Raw genomic sequence first — 9545 nt, forward strand, 5'->3', positions numbered from 1 at the left:
CGATACAAAAGCGGAAATGAGAAAGGTTCTGAAAGAAATTCAGGAAGGTACGTTTGCGAAAAACTGGATTCTGGAAAATCAATCCGGACGCGCCGCATTCGGTGCACGCCGCCGTATTGAAAAGGCGCATCCGATCGAACAGGTTGGTAAACAGTTACGCGAAATGATGGCCTGGATTAAGAAGTAATAAGAAAGTAAGAACGCGGAGGAGGATGTAAGATCATGCGTACCATTGAGATTTTTGACACCACTCTGCGGGATGGTGAACAATCCCCTGGAGTCAACTTGAGTTTACACGAGAAAATGGAAATTGCGCTTCAACTTGAACGCCTGGGGGTTAACCGGATTGAGGCGGGGTTTGCAGCGGCTTCCCCGGGGGACCTGCAATCCATTCAAGAAATTGCGCGCAGGGTTAAAAATTCTACCATTGTCAGCTTATCCCGCTCTGTGCAAAGCGACATTGATAAAGCATGGGAAGCGTTAAAAAATGCTGAATCCGCGTGTCTTCACGTATTTCTCGCTACCTCTCCCATTCATCGAAAGCATAAGCTCGCCATGACAAAGGAGCAGGTCATCGAGAACGCTGTAGCGGCTGTAAAGTACGGGAAAAAATATTTTGACCTCGTGGAATTTTCCTGCGAGGACGGTTCCCGTACAGAACTCCCTTATTTAATGGAAGTGGTTCAGGCGGTGGTTGACGCAGGGGCCCGTATTGTAAACATTCCGGATACCGTAGGGTACACCACGCCGAAAGAATACGGCCATATTTTCCGGGAGCTGCGGGAACACGTTCGTGGGATCGAGGATGTAAAATTAAGCTGCCACTGTCATGATGATTTAGGAATGGCGGTAGCGAACACGCTTGCCGCGATTGAAGCGGGGGCGACCCAGGTGGAAGGAACGATCAACGGAATCGGGGAACGCGCCGGAAATGCTTCCCTTGAAGAAGTGGCGATGGCTCTGGATACACGCAAAGACGTCTACCAGGCCCAGACCCGGTTAAAGCTGGATGAGATTGCGCGTACCAGCAAGCTGGTAAGCCGCCTCACCGGCATGATGGTTCCGGGCAATAAAGCGATTGTGGGTGCCAATGCGTTTGCCCATGAGTCGGGAATCCACCAGGACGGCGTGTTAAAAGAGGTTACCACCTATGAGATTATTCGTCCGGAGCGCGTTGGTTTTAAATCGAACAAACTTGTGCTTGGAAAGCTGTCTGGCCGGCATGCTTTTAAGGATAAGTTAACAGAACTTGGCTATCAGCTTGAGCAGGAAGAATTAAACAATGCGTTTAAGCGGTTCAAGGATCTGTGCGATAAAAAGAAAGATGTAACGGACGATGATATTATTGCTCTTGTCGATTCGAAGCTAAATGATATTCCCGAGATGTACCGCCTGGAAAATCTCCAGCTTTCCTACGGAAATAATTCCATTCCGACCGCCAGTGTCCGCGTTCAAACTTCGCGCGGAGACGTGCTGGAGGAAGCGGCGTGCGGCAATGGATCGGTAGATTCGATTTATAAAGCGCTGGACCGTGTCACGAATGAAGAAGTCGAACTTGAGGATTACAAAATTGTTTCGATTACACATGGCAGAGATGCGCTTGGTGAGGTTTATGTGCGCTTAAAGCAAGGTTCGTTGATTGTACAGGGGCGCGGTATCAGCACCGATGTACTGGAAGCGAGTGCGAAAGCGTATCTCAGTGCGATTAATAAAATTGTTGCCTTGCGCGGAGATACCGTAGAAGTTGTTGTATAGTACGTATAAAGAGAGCGGCAGAAGGAGTAGAACATATGAGTCAAACGTTTAAAGTGACTGTATTGCCAGGTGATGGGATTGGCCCGGAGGTCGTTGAAGAGGCGCTCCGGGTGCTGAAAGTAGTAGAAGAACTGGAAAACGTTACGTTTTCTTTTGAATATGCGCGCATTGGCGGGATTGCGATTGATGAGGACGGCACACCGCTGCCTCAGGAAACACTGGATAAAGCGCGTCGTTCGGACGCTGTCCTGTTAGGTGCGGTAGGTGGACCAAAGTGGGATAACAATCCGGGCCACCTGCGCCCGGAAACCGGACTGCTCGGCATTCGTAAAGAGCTTGGCCTCTACGCGAACCTGCGGCCGGCATTCATGCTGGATTGTATGGTGGAAGTTTCCTCGCTCAAAGAGGAAGTTGTAAAAGGCGTTGACTTGATGGTCATTCGCGAGCTTACCGGCGGCCTTTATTTTGGAGAAAAGAAACGCTACCAGGCGGAACAAGGTGAGGTGGCGTCCGATGAATTAATTTATCACGAATATGAAATTGAGCGTATTGTCCGGCGCGCCTTTGAAGTTGCCCGCCTGCGCAGCAAGCGCCTTGTTTCGGTTGATAAAGCGAACGTGCTCGAATCATCGCGCTTGTGGCGTAAGGTCGTGGACCGGTTGGCTTCCGAGTACCCGGATGTAGAACTGAGACATCAGCTTGTTGATTCATGTGCTATGGAATTAATCCGTTATCCTAAACAGTTTGACACGATTGTAACAGAAAACATGTTTGGCGATATCTTAAGCGATGAGGCGTCTATGCTGACGGGTTCTATCGGGATGCTTCCTTCTGCTTCGCTGGCGGATGGAAACTTCGGGTTATACGAGCCGGTTCACGGCTCAGCGCCCGATATTGCAGGGAAAGGCATCGCAAACCCGACAGCGACCATTCTATCTGCCGCTATGATGCTGCGTTATTCGTTTGGCCTTGAAAAAGCAGCCAATGCGATTGAAGCTGCTGTACACAAAGTGTTAAATTCAGGCGTACGCACAGGTGATATCGCAAAAAATAAAGAAGAAGCCGTAGGAACGAAAGAGATGTCGGCAAAAATCATCGAAGAAGTAAAGCAAGTGTATACGAAAGCGTAATAGACACGGGTATACGGGTAGATTAAAACAAGAGTTTTCCCTCTGCTGGAAAGGGAAACTCTTGTTTTTTTCTGTGAAAAATAAAGTATAATTGTACATTCGCTTTTTTGTTCAGAATGGAGAGATGAGAGTAGTGAGAAAAATCTGCGTTTACCTGCGATTGTTGGAATAAAGGAAAAATGTTACAGTCGAAACAAGGAAAGGGACTCGCTGTAAGTACCATCTGTCAATCGAGGTTTGAATGCACTGCGTGTTTTGTTTGTATTACAATGTTTGATTCTGTAACCATCGAAACGATCAAGAGAAATGCTGCCAAAGTTTTCAGCGGCGTGAAAAGGACCTGTGTAAATGCTATACTAATGTGAAAATGATTATGATGAAGACGAGGTTTTCTAATGATGAAGGTAACGGTTACAACGTTAAATGCCAAATATATTCATACATCGCTCGCCCTGCGATATTTAAAGGCATATTGCCAGAGCGATTTTGAGGTGAATATCGCCGAATATACGATTAAAGATCCTGTGATGAACGTGGTGGCTGACTTGTTTCAGCGCCGTCCGGATGTCATCGGATTTTCATGCTACATCTGGAATATTGAAGAAACGATCGAAATCATTACAATGCTAAAAAAGGTAATGCCGGAAGTGGCCATTGTTCTTGGCGGACCTGAAGTATCCTATGATGTGGAATACTGGATGGACAGGCTGCCGGAAGTTGATTTTATTGTAGTTGGGGAAGGGGAGGCAACCTTTCACCATCTGCTAACGGAAATAACCGGAGATCGAAAATATCATTATGTGTTTGGTGCGGCCTACCGCAAGGATGGAAAAACCATCATTAATCCGCCCCGCCCAAAGCTCGATTTAAATGACATTCCATCTCCCTTCCGTTTTGCGGAGGATTTACCCGGTCTCGCGAATCGTGTGACGTATTTTGAAACGAGCCGCGGCTGCCCGTTTTCCTGCCAGTTTTGTTTATCAAGCATTGAAGTGGGGGTTCGTTATTTTGATATTGAACGAACAAAGACGGAACTCCTGTTTTTGATTGAAAGCGGGGCGAAGCTTATCAAGTTCGTTGACCGCACCTTTAATATCAAGCGCGATTATGCAATGGAAATTTTTCAGTTTCTGATTGAGAACCACAGTGGATGTGTGTTTCAATTTGAAATTACTGCTGACATTATGCGTCCGGAGGTACTGGATTATCTGGCCGAACATGCCCCGCCGGGAATTTTCCGCTTTGAAATCGGGGTTCAGTCCACGAACGATGAAACGAATGAATTGGTGAAGCGGAAACAGAATTTCACAAAGCTTACCCGTACCGTGACCAAAATAAAAGAAAGCGGCAAAATCGACCAGCATCTTGACTTAATAGCCGGCTTGCCGGAGGAGAATTATGACTCATTCCGGAAAACATTTAATGATGTTTTCGCGCTTGAACCGGAAGAACTCCAGCTTGGCTTTTTAAAAATGCTCAGAGGAACAGGGGTGCGAAGGGACGCTGCAAAATATAATTACATTTATATGGATCAGGCTCCGTATGAGATTCTCGGCAATAATGTGCTTCCGTTTAGTGATATTGTGCGAATCAAACGGGTAGAGGACGTCCTTGAGAAATACTGGAACGCACACCGAATGGATACAACTGTTGAATATCTTATTAAGCATGAATTTGCGTCCGCTTTTGATTTTTTCCAGGAGTTCGGTGATTTCTGGGAAGAACGGGGATGGTCCCGCATTGGCCACCAGCTTGAGGACCTGTTTATCCGTCTGCACGATTTTTTACGAATCAGAGAGACGGATCATCCGGATATTATCGAGGGCTTAATGAAATACGATTACTTCCTGAACTATAAATATAAGCCCCGCAAAACGTGGTGGCATTATACCATGGAGAAGGGGGAACAATCCCGCATAATTAAAGCCATCGCCCACCGCCCGGATTTGCTCGGGGAAGATTTCCGCAAGCTTAGTCTGGATGAAAAACAGCTTCACAAGCATACCATGCTGGAAATATTGCCATTTGATTTGAAACAGTATTTACAGACAGGTACACTTGTTACGGAAACAGGCACTCTGCTTCTCATGTATTATAATCCGGATGAAAACGATAAAGCGTTGGCTTATATGGGGCCGTGGGAGTCCTTCAACCCGGTGCAGGCCTGACTGTCAACACCCCTCTTCCACTTGGAGGCGGCCCGAAATATTCCATTGGACACTTCCTTGAGATTTATGCTCTTGCTCAGTCAAACGTTGCGGAGAAGATAAAGAAGGTTCTTTTATGCCCCTTCCATTGCCACACCGTCTATGGTGTTACGTTCGATCAATTCATATGCGCCCTTTCTGGTCCGCCCGGACAAAAGTGTGGGCAATCACCTCAACGATTCCAATTCCAACTCCGGCAAAGATCGCCCCGGTAATGGTAATGAAGCTGTTTGGAAAGATAACGCCTGATAGGTATATAATAAAGATAATGGCCACAGTGCCCTGCATCGTCGAGCGGGAGAGGCCGAAAATGGGCAGCACGAGTTCATCTGCGATGACCCCTATAAAGAGCAGAAGCAGGCTTACAGTTATCACATGCCAGACTCCTGAGAAAGCAAGAATACCCGGCAGCAGATAAGAGAATAAAAAAAGAACCGCAGGGAAGAAAATGAGCTTATAGATAGCGTTAAGCAGCATGCGAATATTCAAATCAAACCCTCCTCTTTTTTGCATAGTATTTACAGAAATGTTACGATAATAGATGAATGACCCAGGAAAACATTAATACGAACAAGACATCTATAAGGAGGTACATGATGGATCAGAAAGTAGCGATGTATAAAGAGCTAACGGAGACGGCCGGGGCTCCGGGCCATGAAGGAAACGTCCGTGAATTGATGAAAAAATACATATCGCCTTATGCGGATGAAGTGACAACGGATAACCTTGGCAGCCTTATCGCCCGCAAAGGCAACAAGGGGCCGAAGATTATGGTAGCCGGCCACCTGGATGAAGTCGGCTTTATGATCACCATGATTACGGATAAAGGATTTTTAAAATTCCAGACGCTCGGCGGATGGTGGGGGCAGGTTATGCTCGCGCAGCGGGTGGCCATTCAAACGCGCAAAGGAGTCATTGAAGGGGTCATCGGGTCTGTACCGCCGCATATCCTTTCCCCGGAAGCCCGTAAGAAGCCGGTGGAGATTAAAGATATGTTTATTGATATCGGGGCATCCAGCCGGGAAGAAGCCGAAGAATTCGGCATTCGTCCGGGAGATACGGTTGTGCCGATCTGTCCGTTCACCGTTATGAATAACCCGAAAATCATGATGGCGAAAGCCTGGGATAACCGTGTCGGGATTGCGATGGCGATTGAAACGCTGCAGTCTTTACAAGGGATTGACCATCCGAATACAGTTTACGGAGTTGGGACTGTTCAGGAAGAGGTAGGTCTGCGCGGCGCGCAAACGTCGGTTCACGCGGTAGACCCGGATATTGCGTTTGCCGTCGATGTAGGCATCGCCGGCGATACACCGGGTATAAAAGAACAGGATGCCCAGTCGAAAATAGGCGCCGGCCCGCAAATCATGCTGTACGACAGTTCCATGGTATCCCATCCGGCTTTACGCAATTTCGTCATTGATACGGCAAGGGAGCATAACATTCCTTTCCAATATGACGCGATGGCGGGCGGCGGCACTGATGCCGGCCGTATGCACCTCCATGGTCAGGGGGTTCCTTCCCTAGTGATCAGCATTGCTACCCGCTACATTCATAGCCATTGTGCCATTCTGCATCAGGACGATATCGACAATGCCGTCAAGCTTATCACCGAAGTGATCAAGAAGCTTGATGCGGATACCGTGGCTAAAATCAAGCGTAACGAATATAAATAGTAAAATAGACAAGAAAGACGGAGCATTTTTGGCGCTCCGTCTTTTTTACCGTTAAAGAAAGTATATGTTGCTTTATAGTGTTAAAGCAACATATACTTTCTTCCATTGGTCACCTGAGAAAAACTCACGGGGGTGTGCCGAACGTTGCTTTTTCAATGTGGAGCGTGTGGCCGGAAGGTCGATCAGACTGACAATTGTCTCCATCCTTGAGGTACCCGGATGTTTTGTCGGTCCGACCTTCCGGTCACTAAGCGGCCGTTTCGCTTCCCTGCAGAAAAAGGACGAGCGGCAACGCCCGCGAGTTTTTCTCAGCGTATGAAAGTATAACTGTCCTATACGCATAAGGACAACTAAGGCTATATTGCGGCGCCTGCGGCTTGACGCTAGCCAAATTTTCGCTACTGCAGCTGATTGGAAATCAACTGCGTCACATGACGTTTTTCCTGCTCGCTGTACTGAGTCCAGGCAAGTTCAAACAAGACGCCCAGTCCTGGCAACGTCTTCTCCTCTTTACTTTCAATGGCATCCACAATGGTATCCCGGACGTCCTCTTCGGACGACCCTTGCATATTGTGTATAATAGCGGCTCGTAAATCCAAACTGGCGATATCCACCATATTGTTCACTCTCCTGTATAGTAAGGTTATGAATACCATTAGTTTTACCTTCCCGTTAATTTTCATCCGTTATCGGAAAATATTAAAATAAAGCGTGATATAATAGGCACGATTACATCCGGAGTTGATGGGCACAGAAAGGGGAAACGATATGGAATTGATTACTTCCGTACAGAATCCGCGGGTTAAACAGTGGATGAAATTACATAAGCGAAAGGAACGTGAAAAGGAAAGGCTTTACCTAATTGAAGGTCCGCATCTCGTTCAGGAAGCCTACGAGAGCCAGGCTTTAATCCGAGCCATTTTATTGGAAGAGGGTCACGAAATACCACCCTGGATATCAGGGACCGATGGGTACCTGATGCCACTGCTTATTATCGTAACAAAGCCTGTTATGGAGAAGCTATCGGAAACAAAGACTCCCCAGGGAATCATGGCTGTAGTCGAGATGGCGAAGCCGAAGTGTACCTTTCCTCCGTCTTTTATGTTTTTGATGGTGGACCGAATTCAAGATCCTGGTAATCTTGGTACATTAATCCGGACAGCGGATGCGGCAGGGTTTGATGGGGTGGCTATCGGGGAAGGAAGCGTTGATTTATACAACAGTAAAACTATCCGTTCAACGATGGGTTCGTTATTTCACCTGCCTGTATGGCAGGCCCAACTGCCCGGCTTTATCGAGGAAATGAGGGCCGCTTATCCTGGCACCCGCGTCATCGGTACAAGTCTGCAGGAGTCAAAAATGTATACTGGTGTAAACTACGATGGACCAGTCATTCTGGTTATTGGAAATGAAGGAAGCGGCATAAGCGAGGATATTCTGGCTATGACGGATGAGAATGTCATTATTCCACTCTATGGGCGTGCCGAGTCGCTGAATGCGGCAGTGGCCGGCTCCATCCTGATGTATGAGGCGGTAAGGCAAAGGCGCAAAAGCCACCCGGACTAACCTTTCTGGGCGGCTCTTTGCTTCTTCATATCGTCTCTCATGTTTTGCCATTGGTCGCGGGCTGCGCGGACCATTTGCGGGTCGGTTGACTTCAGGGGATGCTCGACCACTTTAGAAAAATAGCGCAGCGCATGGTTTGGTTCACCCAGCCGGCGATACAGTTCCCCGATTAAATAAAGAATTTTCAACTCGGACATGTCGGTATTCAGGTAATCCGCTTCTTCAAAAGATAATTCGTATTCGTTCAGCGCTAAATGAAGGAATCGTTCTTCGTTCGTTTTATTTTTTTGAAAACGGTACATCCAGGCAAGCCGGAGAGATAATCCGGCCAGTACACAGTGGCTTTCTTCCCGGATATCTGCCGTGTAAATGGCAAGCTTATAAGTCGATATGGCTTCACGAACCGTTCGAACCCCTGTGTAGTCTTTTGGAGTCCAGTTGGCTGTAATTTTCTCCTGAATTCGCTGTTGAATGTAATCAGGAACCGATTTTCTAAAGTTATCATTAAACGAAAATCCGCATTCGGGACATACCACAACATGGTAAAGAATGGGATTTTCCGATTGGTTTTCATAATGCACACAAAAGTCTGAGTCGCGCTTAATCGGATGACTGTGGCGCATACGGACTTTTTTGCTTTTAAATTCATGGTCACAATGGGCACATTGAAATTTTTTGTCATAGAGAACCAAGTCGTAGTCGGTCATGTGCTCCTCCCCCGTGTGCTTTTTCTCATGATTATGTACTTGTTTTCCTTTAGTATATGCTATATTCCATAGTCTTGGTAGGATAAAAAGCATGGGTGCAAAACTTGCACGCTTGAAAATTTGTTTTTTTTTATTTATAATAAACGGAAAATGTTCACTAAGGTTATCATCTTCGCCTACGACTTGATGCTAACCGGGTTTTCTTTATAATGACATAAAGCATTGACGAAGAGTAGTAGGCGGGAAGGCGTCTGCCAGGGAGAGGATGTCATGGACTGGAAGCATCCTTGAGACATAAGCGCCGGCTGAATTCACTTCCGAGCTGTCCCCTTGAACGCGATAAGTAGAGGGAAACCGGGTTACTTAGCCCGTTATCATGCAATGAAGATTAGGAGCTATTACTGTTATAGTTCTTAAATAAGGGTGGTACCGCGACCTCTCGCCCCTTACACGGGTGGGAGGTCTTTTTTTTGCCGTTAAAGAAAGTATATGTTGCTTTACAGT

Annotated in this window: 9 protein-coding genes and 1 pseudogene; 6 read left to right on the forward strand and 4 right to left on the reverse strand. The window is 46.9% G+C overall.

Annotated elements, in window-relative coordinates; translation table 11 throughout:
- From H525_RS25010 to H525_RS25015, 4 genes and pseudogenes are all read left to right on the forward strand, one after another.
- Positions 1-187: pseudogene (locus H525_RS25010) on the forward strand (ketol-acid reductoisomerase); the annotation flags it as partial.
- A 35-nt stretch (positions 188-222) separates the two neighbouring features.
- Positions 223-1755, forward strand: a complete 1533-nt coding sequence (locus H525_RS0120595; protein WP_027417747.1) for a 2-isopropylmalate synthase — start codon at positions 223-225, stop codon at positions 1753-1755.
- Between the two features lie 35 nt (positions 1756-1790).
- Positions 1791-2885: a 3-isopropylmalate dehydrogenase gene (leuB, locus tag H525_RS0120600; protein WP_027417748.1), complete on the forward strand. Its 1095-nt coding sequence runs from the start codon at positions 1791-1793 to the stop codon at positions 2883-2885.
- 398 nt (positions 2886-3283) lie between these two features.
- On the forward strand, positions 3284-5053 hold the full coding sequence (locus H525_RS25015; protein ID WP_051331209.1) for a B12-binding domain-containing radical SAM protein: 1770 nt from the start codon (positions 3284-3286) through the stop codon (positions 5051-5053).
- Positions 5054-5215: 162 nt separating this feature from the next.
- Here the strand turns inward: H525_RS25015 and H525_RS0120610 are convergent, their stop codons facing one another.
- Positions 5216-5581 carry a DUF2512 family protein gene (locus H525_RS0120610; protein ID WP_027417749.1) on the reverse strand — a complete coding sequence of 122 codons (366 nt, stop codon included), beginning with the start codon at positions 5579-5581 and terminating at the stop codon, positions 5216-5218.
- A gap of 107 nt (positions 5582-5688) precedes the next feature.
- On the opposite strand from H525_RS0120610, the gene H525_RS0120615 reads away from it, so the two are divergent.
- Entirely contained in the window at positions 5689-6768 is a 1080-nt protein-coding gene (locus H525_RS0120615) for a M42 family metallopeptidase (RefSeq protein ID WP_027417750.1), read from the forward strand.
- A gap of 72 nt (positions 6769-6840) precedes the next feature.
- Here the strand turns inward: H525_RS0120615 and H525_RS27670 are convergent, their stop codons facing one another.
- Positions 6841-7110 carry a hypothetical protein gene (locus H525_RS27670; protein WP_155837483.1) on the reverse strand — a complete coding sequence of 90 codons (270 nt, stop codon included), beginning with the start codon at positions 7108-7110 and terminating at the stop codon, positions 6841-6843.
- Between the two features lie 56 nt (positions 7111-7166).
- Positions 7167-7424, reverse strand: a complete 258-nt coding sequence (gene sspI, locus H525_RS0120620) for a small acid-soluble spore protein SspI (RefSeq protein WP_425387766.1) — start codon at positions 7422-7424, stop codon at positions 7167-7169.
- A gap of 112 nt (positions 7425-7536) precedes the next feature.
- Between sspI and H525_RS0120625 the strand changes: the two genes are divergently transcribed.
- Positions 7537-8334: a TrmH family RNA methyltransferase gene (locus H525_RS0120625; protein WP_027417752.1), complete on the forward strand. Its 798-nt coding sequence runs from the start codon at positions 7537-7539 to the stop codon at positions 8332-8334.
- On the opposite strand, the gene H525_RS0120630 is transcribed toward H525_RS0120625, so the two are convergent.
- On the reverse strand, positions 8331-9041 hold the full coding sequence (locus H525_RS0120630; protein WP_027417753.1) for a DUF2225 domain-containing protein: 711 nt from the start codon (positions 9039-9041) through the stop codon (positions 8331-8333). The two genes, H525_RS0120625 and H525_RS0120630, sit on opposite strands and share 4 nt — an antisense overlap.
- Positions 9042-9545: the final 504 nt, after the last annotated feature.

It is taken from the genome of Aneurinibacillus terranovensis DSM 18919 (genome assembly GCF_000430625.1).
GTDB classification, from domain to species: Bacteria; Bacillota; Bacilli; order Aneurinibacillales; family Aneurinibacillaceae; genus Aneurinibacillus_B; species Aneurinibacillus_B terranovensis.

Excerpts from the sequence above, each read along its gene's own strand:
- leuB (WP_027417748.1), top strand. The coding sequence starts at position 1,791 with ATGAGTCAAACGTTTAAAGTGACTGTATTGCCAGGTGATGGGATTGGC.
- H525_RS0120595 (WP_027417747.1), top strand. The coding sequence starts at position 223 with ATGCGTACCATTGAGATTTTTGACACCACTCTGCGGGATGGTGAACAA.
- sspI (WP_425387766.1), bottom strand. The coding sequence starts at position 7,424 with ATGGTATTCATAACCTTACTATACAGGAGAGTGAACAATATGGTGGAT.
- H525_RS0120625 (WP_027417752.1), top strand. The coding sequence starts at position 7,537 with ATGGAATTGATTACTTCCGTACAGAATCCGCGGGTTAAACAGTGGATG.
- H525_RS0120615 (WP_027417750.1), top strand. The coding sequence starts at position 5,689 with ATGGATCAGAAAGTAGCGATGTATAAAGAGCTAACGGAGACGGCCGGG.
- H525_RS27670 (WP_155837483.1), bottom strand. The coding sequence starts at position 7,110 with ATGCGTATAGGACAGTTATACTTTCATACGCTGAGAAAAACTCGCGGG.
- H525_RS0120630 (WP_027417753.1), bottom strand. The coding sequence starts at position 9,041 with ATGACCGACTACGACTTGGTTCTCTATGACAAAAAATTTCAATGTGCC.
- H525_RS25015 (WP_051331209.1), top strand. The coding sequence starts at position 3,284 with ATGAAGGTAACGGTTACAACGTTAAATGCCAAATATATTCATACATCG.